Here is an 18,542-nt window from a genome sequence, read left to right as displayed (position 1 = left end):
GAAGAATATAAAATTATACAGAGAACAAAAAAGAGTATGAAGAGTAGATTAGTATTATTGGCATGTTGCCTGGCACTGCTCAGCAGTTGCGGACAAGGCGACAAAGGAACGGGTAAAGCTCCCGAATTTGCAGTGATTGAGGCAAAGACCACCACTGCCAACTTGACAAACAGCTACCCTGCTACTATCAAGGGTAAACAAGATGTAGAAATCCGCCCGATGGTGAGTGGGTTCATCACAAAATTGCACGTGGATGAAGGCGCAACAGTGCGCAAAGGACAAGTGTTGTTCAGCATCGACCCCGTACAGTATCAGGCAGCCGTAAATTCGGCCAAAGCTGCTGTTGAAACAGCCAAAGCTGCCGTAAACACACAAGAACTGACTGTAAACAACAAACGTGAACTGAACAAGAAAAACATCATCAGTGACTACGATTTGCAAATGGCCGAAAACCAGCTGGCACAGACAAAGGCACAACTAGCACAAGCCAATGCCCAATTGGTCAATGCCAAGAACAATTTGTCATACACCAGTGTAACCAGCCCCAGTGACGGTGTAGTAGGTAGCATTCCCTACCGCGTAGGTAGCTTGGTTAGTCCTTCCGTAGCCAGCCCGCTGACTACCGTTGCCGACATCTCCGAAATGTACGCCTACTTCTCCATGACCGAACGCCAACTCTTGTCACAGATTCGTGAAGGCGGTAGCACCAAGGAAATTCTGGAAAAGATGCCGAATGTACAGTTGCAGCTCATCGACGGAACCATGTATGCCGACAGTGGCCGCGTGGAGACAATCAGCGGAGTCATTGACCAGACTACCGGTTCGGTAACCATGCGTGCCCTCTTCCCCAACAAGCACAACGTGCTGCGTAGTGGAAGCACCGGCAATGTGGTATTCCCCAACCCGCTGCATGATGTCATCATGATTCCACAGTCTGCCACTACCGAAATCCAGGACAAGCAGTTCGTATTCGTACTGCAACCGGACAACACGCTGAAAAATACCGAAGTTAAAGTGTTCAGCTTAGACGACGGCAAGTATTATTACGTGACGGAAGGTTTGAAAGCAGGCGAAAAAATCGTTATCGAAGGGGTACAGAACCTGAAGGACGGACAGTCCATCACGCCCATCACGCCTGCTGAAAAGGAAGCCGAATACCAGAAGGCCCTGAAAGACCAGAAAGAAGGCAATATTCAGACTGCGTTTCAATGAAAGAATGAAAAATAAAAAAATTCTTCAATTTTTAATTCCTTAATTGTTCATGAAATGAAATTAGATAGATTTATTAACCGTCCGGTACTATCAACGGTAATTTCCATCCTGATAGTAATCTTAGGAGTTATTGGTCTGGCTACCTTGCCTATCACCCAATACCCGGACATTGCACCTCCCACCGTATCGGTAAGTGCGACTTACCAAGGTGCCAATGCCCAAACGGTGCTTAACTCCGTTATCGCTCCGCTGGAGGACCAGATTAACGGTGTGGAAAATATGATGTATATGAGTTCGAGCGCCACCAACAGCGGTTCGGGCGACATCTCCATCTACTTCAAGCAAGGTACCGACCCCGATATGGCAGCGGTGAACGTACAGAACCGCGTTTCCATGGCGCAAGGCTTGCTGCCTGCCGAAGTTACCAAAATCGGTGTAACCACCCGTAAACGCCAGACTTCCATGTTGATGGTATTCTCCATCTATGATGAAAAAGACCAGTACAACATCGAGTTCCTGGAAAACTACGCCAACATCAACCTTATCCCTGAGGTGAAACGTGTCAACGGTGTGGGCGATGCCATGGTATTGGGACAAGACTACTCCATGCGTATCTGGCTGAAACCTGATGTAATGGCCCAATACAAACTTATCCCCAACGATGTGGTTGCCGCCTTGAGCGAACAGAACATCGAAGCGGCTCCCGGCCAGTTGGGTGAGCGCGGTAACCAAACCTACCAGTATACTCTGCGTTACAAAGGACGTCTGCAACAGACTACGGAGTTCGAGAACATTGTCATCAAGGCCTTGGAGAACGGTGAAATACTCCGTCTGAAGGATGTAGCAAATGTGGAACTGGGCCGTCTGTCATACGGATTCAACAATATGGTAAACGGACATAAAGCCGTGAGTTGTATCATTTTCCAGATGGCAGGCAGTAATGCCACGCAGACCATCTCGGATATCGAGGCCCTACTGGACGACTATTCCAGCAAACTGCCCGCCGGCTTAAAGATAAACATTGCACAGAGTGCCAACGACTTCCTCTTCGCTTCCATACATGAGGTAATCAAGACATTGATCGAGGCCTTTATCCTGGTGTTCATCGTAGTGTATATCTTCCTGCAGGATATGCGCTCCACGTTGATTCCCGCCATCGCCATTCCCGTGGCGTTGATTGCCACCTTCTTCGTATTGAAACTGATTGGCTTCAGTATCAACTTGCTGACCCTTTCGGCCATGGTGCTTGCCATTGCGATTGTGGTCGATGATGCCATCGTCGTCGTCGAGGGCGTCCATGCCAAGCTGGACCAGGGCTACAAATCGGCCCGTACAGCTTCCATCGACGCCATGAGTGAACTGGGTGGTGCCATCGTCTCCATTACGTTGGTGATGATGTCCGTATTCGTTCCCGTGAGCTTCATGGGAGGTACGGCAGGTACTTTCTACCGTCAGTTCGGTTTGACCATGGCGATTGCCATCGGTTTCTCGGCTCTGAACGCCCTGACCCTGAGTCCTGCGCTGTGTGCCATCTTCCTGAAACCTCACAACGGCGGACACGAAAGTCTGAAAGAGCGTGTAGGCGTTGCCGCCAAGGAAGCCCGCAAGATTATGATTGCACGTTATGCCGACTCTATAGGCCGGTTGATGCGTCCCGGCATTACACTGCTCTTCGTGACGGTAGCTATCCTGGGCATGATTTTCGGTCTGTTCAGCTTCAGCGAACACCCCATTCTGTGTAGCTTGATGATTATCATCAGTGTGCTGGCGTTGGCAGGTATGACTACCGACAAGTTCAAACAATCCTTCAATGACTCATACAACGGTATCTTGGGCAAGTATAAGAAACAAGTGTTGTTCTTCATCCAGAAACGCTGGATATCGGCAGGACTGGTTATCGGCTCTATTGTACTGTTGGGCGTATTCATGCAGATAACCCCGACCGGTATGGTGCCCAACGAAGACACCGGTACCATCATGGGCGCTGTGACACTGCCTCCGGGCACTTCACAAGAACGCGCACAAGAGATTTTGAACCGTGTGGACAGCTTGGTTGCTGCAGACCCTGCCGTACAGTCACGTACCGTTATCTCAGGTTATAGCTTCTTGGGCGGTCAAGGCCCCTCCTACGGTTCACTCATCATCAAGCTGAAGAACTGGGAAGAACGTTCCACGATGCAGAACTCCACGATTGTGTACGCCACTTTGTACATGCGCGCCCAAAAGATTATCAAGGAAGCGCAGGTATTGTTCTTCGCGCCGCCTATGATTCCGGGTTACTCGGCTTCAAGCGACATCGAGTTGAACATGCAGGACAAGACGGGTGGTGATTTGAACCACTTCTTCGACGTGGTGAACAACTATAACGCAGCCCTGGAAGCACGCCCTGAAATCAACTCTGCCAAGACATCCTTCAACCCTCACTTCCCGCAATACCAGCTGGACATTGACGCTGCCGCTTGTAAGAAAGCAGGCATCAGCCCCAATGACATCTTGACTACCTTGCAGGGATATTACGGTGGTTTGTATGCTTCCAACTTCAACAGCTTCGGTAAGATGTACCGCGTAATAGTACAAGCCGAACCTGATGCTACCAAGAATATGGAAACACTGCAAAGCATCAAGGTGCGCAACGGCAACGAGATGGCACCTATCACGCAGTTCATCTCCATCAAGAAAGTATATGGTCCTGACGTCATCAGCCGTTTCAACCTCTACACCTCCATGAAGGTGATGGTGGCTCCCGCATCAGGCTACACTTCCGGTCAGGCTCTGCAAGCCATTGCCGAAGTGGCGCAGGAAAACCTGCCTGCCGGTTTCGGTTATGAGTTGGGAGGTATGGCGCGTGAAGAGGCCGAAACGAGTGGCAGCACTACGGGACTCATCTTCATATTGTGCTTCGTATTCGTTTATCTGTTGCTGAGTGCCCAGTACGAAAGCTACATCCTGCCTTTATCCGTATTGCTGTCCGTGCCGTTCGGTCTGCTGGGTAGCTTCCTCTTTGTAGGCGGTATAGGCGCATTGGGCAGCATCCCGGCACTGAAAATGATTCTGGGTACGATGTCCAATGACATCTATATGCAGATTGCCCTCATCATGTTGATGGGTCTGTTGGCCAAGAATGCCATCTTGATTGTAGAGTTTGCCCTCGAACGCCGCAGAATGGGTATGAGTATCACCTGGGCAGCCGTATTGGGTGCCGCAGCCCGTCTGCGTCCTATCTTGATGACGTCGTTGGCAATGATTGTCGGTCTGCTCCCGCTGATGTTTGCTTCCGGTGCGGGTGCCAACGGTAACCGTACGCTGGGTACGTCTGCCATCGGCGGTATGTTAATCGGTATGATTCTGCAAATCTTCATAGTGCCCGCACTGTTCGTGGCATTCCAGTACCTGCAGGAGAAATTCAAGCCGATGGAATGGGAAGATGTGGACAACTCGGATGCAGAACCGGAGATTGAACAATATACAAAATAGTGATTAACGATTAGCGATTATGAAGAAAATAATATGCCTGATGTGCGCAACTGCTTTATTGAGCAGTTGCCACATCTACAAATCATACGACAGACCCGAAGACATGACAACTGCCGGACTGTATCGCGACACGGCGTCCGTGAACGATACATTAGCCGCAGATACGGCCAACTTCGGTAATCTGCCTTGGAGAGAAGTGTTCACAGACCCACAGCTGCAGACACTTATCGAGCAAGCACTCACCAACAACGGTGACCTGCGCAGTGCCGCCTTGAACGTGAAACAAGCACAAGCCGCACTGATGTCTGCCCGCCTTGCCTATGCTCCGATGCTTGCCTTGTCTCCGCAAGGAACCGTCAGCAGCTGGGACAAGGGAAAGGCTACACAAATCTACTCCCTGCCCGTCACCGCAAGCTGGCAAGTCGACCTCTTCGGTCAACTGCTGAACCCGAAGCGACAAGCAAAGGTTAGCTTGAAGCAGACGCAATTCTACGAACAAGCCGTTCAGACGCAAGTCATCGCCGGCGTAGCCAACATGTACTACACCCTGCTGATGCTGGACCGCCAACTGCAAATCACCGAAGGCACCGTCGAGATTCTGAAAAAGAACCTGGAGACCGTGCAAGCCATGAAAGATGCAGGCATCTACGGAACCACTTCTGCTGCCGTAGAGCAGAGCCGCACTGCCTACGCTCAAGTCATGGCATCACTGCCCGACATACGCCAGAGCATACGCGAAACCGAAAACGCCCTCTGCCTGATGTTGCACCAACCGGCACAGAGCATCGCACGCGGTGTACTGGAAGAGCAACAGCTGCCTACGGAATTTTCAGTAGGTATCCCCTTGCAGTTGCTATCCAACCGTCCGGACGTGAAAGCTGCCGAGATGTCACTGGCTGCCAGCTACTATAATACCAACAGCGCCCGTGCCGCTTTCTACCCGCAGATTACATTGAGCGGTTCGGGAGGCTGGACCAATAACTCCGGTGCAGGTATCGTCAACCCGGGTAAACTGCTGGCTTCCGCCATCGGTTCGCTGACGCAACCCTTGTTCTATCGCGGTGCCAACATTGCCCGTCTGAAACAAGCCAAGGCACAAGAGGAGCAGGCTAAGATTCAGTTCCAAACCGCCCTGCTAAATGCCGGAAATGAAGTGAGCAACGCCCTGCACCTGTATCAAATGGAGAAGGACAAAGCCGTTTCACGCACTATTCAAGTAAATTCTGCCCGCCAAGCTGCCTCAGATACAAAAGAATTGTTTAACTTAGGCACGTCGACCTATCTGGAAGTCTTGTCTGCCGAGCAGTCTTACCTCAGCGCACAGCTTGCAGAAGTATCCGACACCTTCAGCAGCATGCAGGCAGTCATCAGTCTGTATCAAGCGCTTGGAGGAGGAAGAGAATAAAATGAGCGATAAGTGATTAGTGATTAGCGATTAATGAAATAGTAAATCCTAATCACTAACCATTTATCACTAATCATTAATCATTAATCGCTAATTACTATGATAAGTCCGTTAGCTTATGTAGATTCTGCCGCAAAAATCGGCAAGAATGTAACCATCCAGCCCTTTGCTTTTATCGAAGGGAACGTGGAAATCGGTGATGACTGTATTATTATGTCGGGTGCAAAAATTCTGCACGGTACCCGCATGGGAAAAGGGAACAAGGTGCATCACAATGCCGTTCTGGGTGCCGAACCGCAAGACTTCCACTATACGGGAGAGAGCAGTATGCTGATTATCGGTGATAATAACGACATCCGCGAGAACGTGGTTGTCAGCCGTGCTACCCATGCAGGAAGCGCTACCCGCATCGGTAATGAGAACTACCTGATGGATGGTGTACACCTCTGCCACGACGTGCAGATAGGCAACCATTGTGTACTGGGTATCAAGACTACCGTAGCCGGAGAATGTCAGATAGACGACTGTACCATTCTGAGCAGCAATGTCATTCTGCACCAATACTGCCACATTGGAAGTTGGGTACTGATTCAGGCAGGCTGCCGCATATCAAAAGATGTGCCGCCCTATATCATCATGAACGGTAATCCGGCAGAATACCACGGCATCAACGCTGCTGTGCTTCAACACAAACACCAGGTGACCGAACGTGTATTGCGCCATATCGTAAATGCCTACCGTCTGGTATACCAGGGAAACTTCAGCGTGCAGGATGCCTTGCAGAAGATTGAAGACCAAGTACCGATGAGTGACGAGATACACAATATCATCAACTTCATCAAGAATTCCAAAGGAATCGTGAAGTAAACACCCTTCTTCGGGCACGAATCACGCAGACAATACGGATGAATAAATTCTTTTCTGTAAGTCTGCGTAGTTCGTGCCTTTTTCTATATTCCTCTACAATAGTTCCTGCATTATCTTTTACTATTTTTTGATGCATATTCATTCCAGGCAGTATGCTAAGTAAAACAAACTGTTTCCTTTAACTAAACATTTTGTTTCCTTATAGAAAACACTTTGTTTCCCTTAACAAAACAGTTCGTTCCATTATATGAAAACAAAGTGTTTTTCTATACTGAAACAAAGTGTTCTCTAATGCTGGAACAAACTGTTCTGTGTTGTGAACTAACGGATTAAGTATATAAAGGGTATTTATTATACTGTTTCTGTAGACAATGGTCTGTCTTGTCCTATAAAAGACGGGGAAAGAAGCAGGAAGCAACCGGGTACGCTCGGAAGGGTGAGGGTAAAATTTGCCCTCACCCTTTTTATTTGCTCTCACTCACCCTTGAAAGGGCGATGAATAGGGAGTTTCAGAAAAGCGGTGATAGTGGTGAGGGCAGGTTGAGTAATTTTTTGTTCTACTACTACTCGAAATGCAGGGTACCGAAGAACTCCGGGCAATGGAAGTTCGGCTTCTCCAGACCTATCGGATTCCAGGAAAGGAAATGGGGAGTCTGGAGCTTGTCACCGCATTTATAAAAATTGGCACGGAGCGTCTTTCCATCCAACGAAGTGATGTCATGCAGGAAGAAAGCGGAATAAGGGATGACCAGGGCCACTTCCCAGGCACACTCACCTACTCTTTCGTCGAAAGCCTCACGTCCCAAAGAAGCCCAACGCTGTACTTTATCGAGCACCTCTTGCGGGGCATGCTGGCGGTTTCCACGTCCGGCACCTGCCCCAATAAGCAGAGTCCCGGCACAATTACACTCCATATTGTAGTACACTCCGTCATCGGCAGGCACAGAGAAGAACTCTACACACGCATCTTCCCAAACCGGACCGTTATCGTGGCCTGCAACTGCGCGTACACTCGCTTCCCTTACCTTGAAATGCAGCAGAATGGCATCTTCCGTATGCGCTATGCGGAATTCCACATCGGGAGTATAAGGAAAAGCAGCCCAATTCACAGTGTTTACGGGCTGAAACGCCACCTTCTCTTCATCCAGAAGAGCCGGAACCGACTCTACCGGTATATTGGCCACACTTACTTTCTTTACATTCAATTCTTTCATTTTACTATTTTGGGGATTAATTGCAGACAGCGGCAACATGCAAAGAGCTGCCGCCATCGTCATTAAAAACTTTTTCAGATACATGAGTCAATGAACTTTTTCATCTCCGGTGTATGTTCCTCCACACTCTGCAACAGTTTGAACTGAGCCTTGGTACGCACAAGATTGTGCTCCGGATACTGGATTTTATAATAAGTATCACCGTTGATATAATCTGCCAGGAAGCGTACGCACTGCATGTATGGGAACAAGGCAGCCGCATAAGGCAGATTCTCAATCTCTATCGGCAACAGGAAGGACTTGCCCGATTCCAGATAGCCCTTGGTAAATGCCCGGAATATTTCCATATTGAAGTTCACATTATCCGGATTCTTGTCGTCTTCCAACCCCGTGTTGGCACCTGAGCGAAGGAAATCGCCATAATCGGAGAAGATGAAGCTGGGCATCACCGTATCCAGGTCGATGACACAAAGCACCGTACCGTCTTCGTCGAACATCATATTGTTCACTTTCGTATCACAGTGGCATACCCGTTTGGGCAGTTTGCCTTCACGGAACAAGCGTTCTGCCTTGCACATTTCATCAGCGCGTTTTTCTATCTCATCCAGAAAATACCGCACCTCCTGCACACGTCCCGCCGCATCGGCAGCCACAGCATCACGGAGTTGCTTCAGGCGGAACTCCATGTTGTGGAAATCGGGAATTGTCTCGCCCAATGTATCTGGAATGTCGGCAAGCATAGCCTGGAAATTACCGAAGGCAGTTCCCGCATAATAGGAATATTCGGGGTTCACCGTCTCGTAAGTCTTGGCACGGGGAATAAAAGTCATGATACGCCAGTAGTTCTCACCGTCATACCAATAGGTTTTCCCTTCGGCCGTGGGGATGAAATGAAGCACTTTACGCTCGACATCGGCCTCTCCTTTCTCTTCCAGCTTCTTACGGATATGCCCGGTCACAGCCTCGATATTAGACTGTAACATCTCTACATTCTGGAAAATGGCATGATTGATACGTTGCAGAACATAGTCCGGCGCATCGGCCTCAACGGTGGTCACTTTGTACGTATCGTTAATCAGGCCTGAGCCTAAAGGCTTGATTTCACGAACCGTACCCTGCATTTGAAAATGAGATACAATAGATAAAAGGTCTTTCATGATAATAAATGAATTAATTTGTTTACAAAGATACGCCGATTGCCATCTATCAAAAGACAAGTATCGTTCGGCGCGCTTCCAAAATTATACATTTATCCAAACATAACCGCAAAAACTGCCTAATAAATAAGAAGTCTTGTACAAAATATACCTATATTTGTAACTGAAACCTTAAAAACTACCCGAAAAGTGCGAACGTTTATCATCCGGCTGCTTCTTGTTTCAGTAAGCATGATTGCTGCAACCCTGCAGGCGCAGAACATCACCTTCAACCATCTGACAACCGACGACGGTCTGTCACAATTCTCCGTGAACAGCCTTTACATCGATGAAAACGGTGTCTTATGGATTGGAACCCGAGAAGGCTTGAACCGTTATGACGGAGAAGACATACAAACTTACAAGCTGCAGAAGAACGACCCTTACAGCCTTTTCTGCAACACCGTGCTGCGCATGGCCGGCAACCGTAACGGAAAAATCTACCTGCTCTGTACGGAAGGAGTAGCCGAGTTCAATCTCGCCACCCAAAGATTCACCACCCTGCTGCAAGGAAATGTACACAGCATATATTACAAAGAGGCCCTTTTCATCGGAAAACAGAATGAAATCTACCGCTATAACGAGCAGACCGGGAACTTTGACCTCTATTACCAGCTTCCCGGAAAAAGTCTGGAAATCTGCTGTATGCATCTGGACAAAGGACAAATGTGGATTGGAACGACCACCGACGGAGCATACCGCCTGCAACTGGACAAGAACGAGCTGACCCACCCCATCCTGAAAGGCAACATCACCAGCATATACCAAGACAGCGAAGGCGAGTTATGGATTGGCAGCTGGGAAGAAGGGCTGCACCATGTAAAGACCGACGGAACCATCGAAATCTTTGAATACGACGCAAAGAACCCTTACAGCATCTCTTCCAACTTCGTGCGAGCCTGCTGTGAAGACAATCTGGGAAACATCTGGATTGGGACATTCAACGGATTGAACCGGTATGACAAAAGTACGGGACTCTTCCAGAACCACACTGCCAGTGATGCCCAGAGCGACGGACTGACACACTCTTCCATCTGGTGCATCGTAAAGGACAACCAAGGAACGCTGTGGCTGGGGACCTACTTTGGCGGCGTCAACTACTTCAACCCCGAGTACGAGATATACAGCCGCTATATGTATTCGCCCATCGAAAAGAAGGGGCTGAGCAATCCGGTTGTAGGCCGCACCATCGAAGACAAGGACGGCAATCTGTGGATTGGCACCGAAGGGGGCGGACTGAACTATTACAACCGCCGTACCCGTGAGTTCAAATGGTTCCGCCCGGAAATCGGTCCCAACAGTATTTCCCATAACAACATCAAGGCTCTCTATTATGATGCCTCCAAAGACATCATCTGGATAGGAACCCATCTGGGCGGACTGAACAGACTGGACATACGCTCGGGGCAATTCACACACTACCGCATGGAAGCAGGTAATCCGGAGACCTTGCCTTCCGACATCATCCGCGATATCGCGCCTTACCAAGACCACCTGGTGATAGCCACCCAAAACGGAATCTGCCTCTTCGACCCTGCCAACGGGAAATGCCAACAACTGTTCCAGGACAGCAAAGAAGGCAAAAAAATCAAGATGGTGGCAGATGTCACTTTCGACAGCAACGGTACGCTCTGGATTGCAGCCACGGGCGAAGGTGTGTTCAGCTACCGTTTCGATACCGGCAAACTGACCAACTACCGCCATGATACTGCCGACCCACACAGCATCAGCAACAACAATGTAAACAACATTACCCAAGACAGCAAAGGCAATCTGTGGTTCGCCACTTCGGGCAGCGGACTGGACTTATACCGCCCTGCCAGCAACGACTTCGAGAACTTTGACCAAGCGAAGAACGGCCTTTCCAGCGACTGTATCTATGAGACGGAGGAATCCCCCACCAGCGGCAAACTGCTGCTCATCACCAACGAGGGCTTCTCCATCTTCGACTACCGGCAAAAGGCATTCCTGAACTACAGTGCCGAAAACGGTTTCCCAATGACTGCCGTCAACGAGAATGCCCTTTGCGTGACCCGTGACGGAGAGATATTCCTGGGAGGCACGCAGGGAATGATTTCTTTCCATGAAATGGAGTTGAACTTCACGCCGAAACCCTACAAAATCATCCTCTCCCGCCTCATTGTGAACGGAACGGAAATACAAGTGGGAGATGAGACCGGTATCCTGCAGCAAGCCTTGTACTGCACCCCCGAGATTACGCTCAACGCTGACCAGTCCATGTTCAGCATAGAGTTTGCCACTTCAAACTATGTAGCCGCCAACAAAGACGACATCATCTATAAGCTGGAAGGCTTCTCCAACGACTGGAACAGTGCCCGTGGACTGCACAACATCACCTATACCAACCTGAACGCCGGAACCTATAACTTGATTATAAAGCCCAACGGAAAAGACGAGAGCCTTTGTCCGCAAGTCCACCTGACCATACACGTGTTGCCTCCCTACTACAAGACTCCCCTTGCCTATCTTATCTACCTGATAGTGACGGGAATCCTGCTCTGGTATCTGGTGCGTACCTACAAGTCCAGAATCAAGTTGCGTGAATCACTGAAGTACGAACAGAAGCACATCCGTGACGTAGAGGCCCTGAACCAGTCAAAGCTACGTTTCTTCACCAACATTTCCCATGAATTCCGCACCCCGCTGACACTCATCGTGGCCCAAGTGGAAACGCTGATGCAACTCCAGAACTTCACGCCTGCCATATATAACAAGGTACTGGGCATCTACAAGAACAGCATACAGCTACGGGAACTCATCACCGAGCTGCTCGACTTCCGCAAGCAGGAACAAGGGCACATGAAGATAAAGGTAAGTCCACACAACATCGTGAACTTCCTATACGAAAACTATCTGCTTTTCCTGGAATATGCCAGCGCCAAACAAATCAGCCTCTACTTCGAGAAGGAAACAGACAGCCTCGAAGTATGGTATGACCAAAAACAGATGCAGAAAGTGATAAACAACCTGCTGTCCAACGCCGTCAAGCATACCAAGGCGGAAGACAGCATCACCCTCAGCATCAAGACCGAAGGCAGCAATGCCGTCATCCGCGTAACCGATACCGGCAGCGGCATAGATGCCCGGGAAGTGGACAAGATATTCGACCGCTTCTACCAGATAGACCAAATGGACTCTACGGATGCAAGCAAGACGGGTACGGGTATCGGCCTGGCATTGACGAAGGGTATCGTGGAGCTCCATCACGGCACCATCCGTGTGGAAAGCGAACTGGGCAAAGGTAGCAGCTTCATCGTAAACCTGCAATTGGGGAACGCACAGTTTGACGAAGAGCAAATAAATAAGAATGCAGACAGTGTGCAACAAATAGAAATTCCCAAACCGGAAAACGATGCCCTGCTCAAGGCGGAGCTGGAAGAGAGTGCTCCCATCAAACGACTCCCGGATGCAAAAATCCTGATAGTGGAAGACAACGACTCCATCCGCGACATGCTGGCAGGTATCTTCAAGCCCTTCTACGAAGTGCTGACTGCGGCCGACGGAGCGGAAGGACTTGCACTGGTGCGCAGCGAAATGCCCAATATCGTAGTCAGCGACGTGGTGATGCCCAACATGTCGGGAACGGAACTGTGCAAACAGATAAAGAGCGACTTCAACACCTGCCATATTCCCGTGGTACTGCTCACGGCACGTACTGCCATCGAACAGAATATCGAGGGACTGCGCATCGGTGCGGATGACTATATCACCAAGCCGTTCAACACCAATCTATTGATTTCGCGCTGCAACAACCTCGTGAACTCGCGCATCCTCCTGCAGGAGAAGTTCAGCAAGCAGCCGCAAGCCTTTGTACAGATGCTTGCCACCAACCCCATAGACAAGGAGATTCTGGACCGTGCCATGGCAGTCATCGAGCAACATCTGGACGATACGGAATTCAACGTCAACGTCTTTGCCCGTGAAATGGCAATGGCACGCACCAATCTGTTCACCAAGCTGAAGGCTATCACCGGACAAACTCCGAACGACTTTATCCTGACCATCCGCCTGAAGAAAGGCGCTCTGATGCTGCGCAACAATCCGGAGCTGAATATCACTGAAATTGCGGACCGGATCGGTTTCAGTTCTTCACGCTATTTCTCCAAATGCTTCAAGGACATTTACCATGTCAGCCCACTGGCCTACCGCAAAGGAGAGAATGGAGGAGAGGAAAGTACGGAAGACAGTGAAGAGACATCTTAATATTGTACATCAAGCCATCGCATGATACGGTTTGTACTTTTTCTCCCTTCCCTTGTACTTCCTTATACACCCGATTCCATAAAACCTCTTACCTTTGACCTCAGAATTACAATCTAAAGTCAAAGAACTATGAAGCATTTTTCCCCCTTGTGGTCTCTGATTCCCGGTGCAGCCCTGATAGCGGGATGCGGAAGCCAACCTAAAGACAAGACTTCGGAGCACTCGCCGCAGAAGCCCAATGTAGTATATCTGATTGCTGATGACCTGGGTATCGGCGACCTGAGCTGTTACGGTGCCACCAAAGTAAGCACTCCCAACATTGACCGCCTTGCCGGACAAGGCATGCAGTTTACCAACGCTTATGCCACTTCTTCCACCAGCACCCCTTCCCGCTTCGGCCTGCTGACAGGCATGTATCCCTGGCGACAGAAGAATACCGGCATTGCTCCGGGCAATTCCGAACTCATCATCGATACCGCCTGCGTCACTATGGCCGATATGTTCAAGGAAGAAGGCTACGCCACTGCAGCAGTGGGCAAGTGGCACCTCGGCCTGGGCCCTAAAGGCGGTACAGACTTCAACCACTCCATCAAACCGAACACCCAAGACATCGGCTTTGACTATGAATACATCATCCCCGCTACCGTCGACCGCGTTCCCTGCGTCTTTGTAGAGAACGGACATGTAGTGGGTCTCGACCCCAACGACCCTATCACTGTGAGCTACGACCACAAGGTCGGTGACTGGCCCACCGGTCTCGAAAACCCCGAACTCGTCAAGATGAAACCCAGCCAGGGGCACAATAACACCATCATCAACGGCATCCCCCGCATCGGCTGGATGACCGGCGGCAAATCCGCCCTTTGGACAGACGAAGACATTGCCGACGTGATTACAGACAAAGCTAAGAACTTCATCACAGCCCATAAAGACGAACCTTTCTTCCTTTATATGGGTACGCAAGATGTACATGTTCCCCGCGTGCCACATCCGCGTTTCGCCGGCAAGAGTGGTTTGGGCGTACGTGGCGACGTCATCCTCCAGCTGGACTGGACCGTGGGTGAAATCATGCACACTTTGGATAGCCTCGGCATTGCCGACAACACCATTTTTGTATTCTGCAGTGACAACGGTCCCGTCATAGACGACGGCTATCAGGACCAGGCACGCGAACTGCTGAACGGCCATACTCCCATGAAGCACTACCGCGGCGGGAAGTACAGCGCTTTCGATGCCGGTACCCGCATTCCCTTCATTGTACGCTGGCCCAATGGCATCAAGCCCGGCAAACAACAAGCCCCCTTCTCCATGATTGATGTATACGCTTCACTCGCCGCCCTGCTGAACCATCCGCTGGAAGCAGGCATCGCTCCCGACAGCCGCGACCAGCTCAACAACTTCCTGGGAACCGATACTGCCGGATGTGACTATATTGTACAACAGAATCTGGACAATACACTCTCCATTATCCAAGGAGACTGGAAATACATAGAGCCCAGCGACAAGCCGGCACTGGAGTATTGGACAAAAATAGAAATGGGCAACGCCCCGCAGCCCCAACTGTACAATCTTTCCATTGATCCGTCCGAAAAAGACAATGTGGCAGAAGCCCATCCGGGCAAGGTAAAAACGCTCTCTGCCCTACTGGAAGAGGTGAAGGAAGCAAAGAACCAAAGTGAAAGGGAATAAAAGTACAAGAGTGGTATAGTTCGCAAGTTTTGTACGAATTCGTACTTTTTGCGAACTATTAACTAATGCATTTGTATATTCCATCCCCTACATTTGCGATGTGATTCAACTCTGAAGTGAGTACAAAACAAAGAAACAACCTTTATTAATAACTAATTAAATTAATATTTATGAAACAGAAATCCAGCTTCTTTAAAGCATTAGGTATTATGTTGCTTTCTGTCCTATTTGCCACGCAGGCCAATGCACAGAATCTCACAGTAACAGGTACAGTGACTGACAACTTAGGTCCGGTGATTGGTGCTTCTATCCAGGTGGAAGGAACAAGTAACGGATGTATCACAGACATTGACGGAAACTACACCCTTCCCAATGTTCCGGCAAACGCAACTCTCGTATTCTCCTATATCGGATATCAGACACAAAAGATTGCCGTAGGCGGAAAGACCAAAATCGACGTAAAACTGGCAGAAGACAGCCAATTGCTGCAGGAAGTTGTCGTAGTGGGTTACGGCGTTCAACGTAAGAGTGACCTGACCGGTGCAGTTGCTTCTGTAAAAGCAGCAGATGCATTGAAGAATACCCCGACCGGTAATGTATCCGATGCATTGCAGGGACGTATGGCCGGTGTATCAGTTCTCTCTGGTTCCGGTAATCCTACTGAAGACAATACCATCCGTGTACGTGGTATCAACTCTATCACAGCAGAAACCGGTCCTTTGGTTGTTATCGACGGTTTCATCGGTGGTTCCCTTCAGTCGTTGAATCCTTCCGATATTCAATCTATCGAAGTATTGAAAGACGCATCTGCAACAGCTGTTTACGGTTCTCGCGGTGCAAACGGTGTAATCTTGGTTACTACCAAAAACCCATCCCAAGACAAATTGACTGTATCTTTTAATGCATTTGCCAACATCAAGACTGTAGCCAAGTATGCTGATAATCTTTCTACCTATGAATATGCCAACCTGGTTAATGACTATGGTAAGGAATATTTTGGATACGGCGACAATCACTATTATAGTGCAGAGCAATTAGCAGCCTTCAAGTCTGGCAAAGCAGGTTATGATTACTCAAGAGAAATCTTCCGCAGCCCTGCCGTTACACAGAACTATGAAATGTCTATTGCAGGTGGTGGCGAAAAGACTACTTTCCTGGCATCTCTCCGCTATCAAAACGATGAAGGTATCATCAAGGAGTCAAGTAGCCAAATCTACAGCTGGCGTTTGAAAGTAGATACCAAAATCAAGAAATGGCTGAAAGCTGGTATGAACATCTATGGTCACTACAGAGAAACAAGTACTCCACGTGTCAATGAATATGATGGTTTAATCCAACAAGCAATGTACTTTCCCAGTACTATTGAACCGCAAGATGAAGATGGAAACTACAATAATTCATTTTTTGAGGGTAGTTCAACTTACAATCCAATGGGGCATATTTGGGAAGCAGACAATGCCAACAAGACAATAAATAATCGTATACAAGGTTATGTCCAGTTTGACATCATGGACGGTTTGAGCTTCCGCTCACAACTGGGAGTTCTGCTTGACAATAGACTAAACACTTCCGTACAAAATGACAAAAGTTACTATGCTTTCAAGAATAGCAATTTATCGCAAGGTCAAGCACGTAGTTACTGGAACACTTCCTGGTTAAACACCAACACATTAAGTTATGTAAAAGAATTTAATGCTAATCATCGTGTCAACGCAACTGCTGTTTTCGAACAGTCTTATGATAATAATTTCAATCATACCGGTACTGCTTATGGTTTGGATTATATTGATAGGATCGGTATAAACAACTTGGCATGGTCAAATGCAGAGCTTGCTACCAATAGCTCCGACCGTGTTATCAATACATTAATGTCAGGTATGTTACGTGTAAACTACGTATTTATGAACCGTTACATGGTTACTGCATCTATTCGCGCAGATGGTTCTTCACGTCTTGTTGATAAATGGAGCTATTTCCCATCTGCAGCTTTGGCTTGGGACTTGAAACAAGAAAGTTTTTTGAAAGACAACAGCTTTATCGACCAATTGAAACTTCGCCTCGGTTATGGTTCTGTAGGTAACCAAGCTGTAGAAGCTTACCGCCCCTATTCCAAACGTACTCCAATAAGAAATAGTGATGGCTCCACCTCTTATAAAGTAGACCGCCCTGCTGCTCCTTACCTAAAATGGGAACGTAACGACCAGTTCAATGCAGGTGTTGATTTTGGTATACTCAACGGTCGCATACGCTTGACTGCCGATTGGTATAGCAAATTATCCAAAGATATTTTGTTGGATCTGGCACAACCAACACACATGGGATTTCCCTCATTGTTGATGAACTCTGGCGAAATCAAGAATACTGGTATAGAGTTCACAATCAGTGCAGACCCATTTACCGGTAAAGGCTTCAGCTGGCATACCGACGTTACTTTATCGCATAATAAAGGAACTTTCAACAGCATACCTACAGCTAACCATCGCCAACAGCAAGCCGGAAGTTTCCAAAATCAATTATTCCAGATGATTGAAGGTGAAAAATTAGGTACATTCTGGGGATATACTTTCGGAGGTATCTGGCAGGAAGATGAAGTGAACGCTCCATTCGTAGACGCCAACGGTCAAACAAATGGCAAAACAAACGGTGAAGTCTATAAAGTCGTAGCTGGTAACTCTAAATATGTAGATACCAATAAAGACGGAGTACTGAATGATGCAGACCAAGGTATCATCGGCTGTGGTCAACCGACATTTAACTGGGGTTGGAACAATAGCTTCAATTACAAGAATTTTGATTTCTCATTCTTTATGGTAGGTTTCCATGGCTTTGATATATACAATGCAACTCATCAAATGGGATTCAATACAGTTTCCGGTCAGAACATGGCTGCAGTAACTCCAATGCGTGACTTCTTGAACCGTTGGACGCCAACCAATACAAATACAGATGTACCGGGTTTCGTACAAGGAGGCACAGAAAACAAAGTATTCAGCAGTCGTTTTGTAGAAAATGGAAGCTTTATCAAGATGAAAAGTATCACCTTGGGTTACACTTTGCCCGAATTAGCCTGCAAATCACTTGGTATCAGCAATCTCCGACTTTATGTTTCCATCCAGAATCCGTTCCATATCACCAACTATTCCGGTCTGGATCCTGAAGCAACAATGGGAAGCCCACTGATACAAGGTGTTGATTGGGGCTCATATCCTAACAGCCGTAATTATCTGATTGGTTTAAATTTTGCATTCTAATGATTTACCT

General features: G+C 48.4%; 9 protein-coding genes. 7 read left to right on the top strand and 2 right to left on the bottom strand.

What is annotated here, in order from left to right:
* Positions 1-36 precede the first annotated feature (36 nt).
* The 4 genes from CSD97_RS02650 (at position 37) to lpxA (ending at position 6,958) form a co-directional block, all read left to right on the top strand.
* On the top strand, positions 37-1,212 hold the full coding sequence (locus CSD97_RS02650) for an efflux RND transporter periplasmic adaptor subunit (RefSeq protein WP_005833830.1): 1,176 nt from the start codon (positions 37-39) through the stop codon (positions 1,210-1,212).
* Positions 1,213-1,266: 54 nt separating this feature from the next.
* Positions 1,267-4,686, top strand: a complete 3,420-nt coding sequence (locus CSD97_RS02645) for an efflux RND transporter permease subunit (RefSeq protein WP_098031926.1) — start codon at positions 1,267-1,269, stop codon at positions 4,684-4,686.
* A 19-nt stretch (positions 4,687-4,705) separates the two neighbouring features.
* A complete protein-coding gene (locus tag CSD97_RS02640) occupies positions 4,706-6,091 on the top strand; it encodes a TolC family protein (RefSeq protein ID WP_005826021.1) in 1,386 nt (461 codons plus the stop codon).
* Between the two features lie 99 nt (positions 6,092-6,190).
* A complete protein-coding gene (lpxA, locus tag CSD97_RS02635; RefSeq protein ID WP_098031925.1) occupies positions 6,191-6,958 on the top strand; it encodes an acyl-ACP--UDP-N-acetylglucosamine O-acyltransferase in 768 nt (255 codons plus the stop codon).
* A gap of 563 nt (positions 6,959-7,521) precedes the next feature.
* Here lpxA and CSD97_RS02625 read toward each other — a convergent pair.
* Together CSD97_RS02625 and CSD97_RS02620 are read right to left on the bottom strand one after the other, a co-directional pair.
* On the bottom strand, positions 7,522-8,256 hold the full coding sequence (locus CSD97_RS02625; RefSeq protein WP_098031924.1) for a carbohydrate-binding family 9-like protein: 735 nt from the start codon (positions 8,254-8,256) through the stop codon (positions 7,522-7,524).
* On the bottom strand, positions 8,247-9,329 hold the full coding sequence (locus tag CSD97_RS02620; protein ID WP_008662096.1) for an aminoglycoside phosphotransferase family protein: 1,083 nt from the start codon (positions 9,327-9,329) through the stop codon (positions 8,247-8,249). The genes CSD97_RS02625 and CSD97_RS02620 overlap by 10 nt, the downstream gene beginning before the upstream one ends.
* A 189-nt stretch (positions 9,330-9,518) precedes the next feature.
* Here CSD97_RS02620 and CSD97_RS02615 point away from each other — a divergent pair, with 189 nt between their 5' ends.
* The 3 genes from CSD97_RS02615 to CSD97_RS02605 all read left to right on the top strand — a co-directional run bounded on the left by CSD97_RS02615 (position 9,519) and on the right by CSD97_RS02605 (position 18,532).
* A complete protein-coding gene (locus CSD97_RS02615) occupies positions 9,519-13,592 on the top strand; it encodes a hybrid sensor histidine kinase/response regulator transcription factor (RefSeq protein ID WP_098031923.1) in 4,074 nt (1,357 codons plus the stop codon).
* A gap of 129 nt (positions 13,593-13,721) precedes the next feature.
* Positions 13,722-15,281, top strand: a complete 1,560-nt coding sequence (locus tag CSD97_RS02610) for an arylsulfatase (protein ID WP_098031922.1) — start codon at positions 13,722-13,724, stop codon at positions 15,279-15,281.
* A gap of 170 nt (positions 15,282-15,451) precedes the next feature.
* Entirely contained in the window at positions 15,452-18,532 is a 3,081-nt protein-coding gene (locus CSD97_RS02605) for a TonB-dependent receptor (RefSeq protein WP_005826038.1), read from the top strand.
* The last annotated feature ends 10 nt before the right edge of the window (positions 18,533-18,542 follow it).

It is taken from the genome of Bacteroides sp. AR29, from assembly GCF_900217715.1.
Lineage (GTDB): Bacteria > Bacteroidota > Bacteroidia > Bacteroidales > Bacteroidaceae > Bacteroides > Bacteroides uniformis.
The sequence above is the reverse complement of the archived record's forward strand: the minus strand, read 5'-3'. Positions and strand labels throughout refer to the sequence as shown.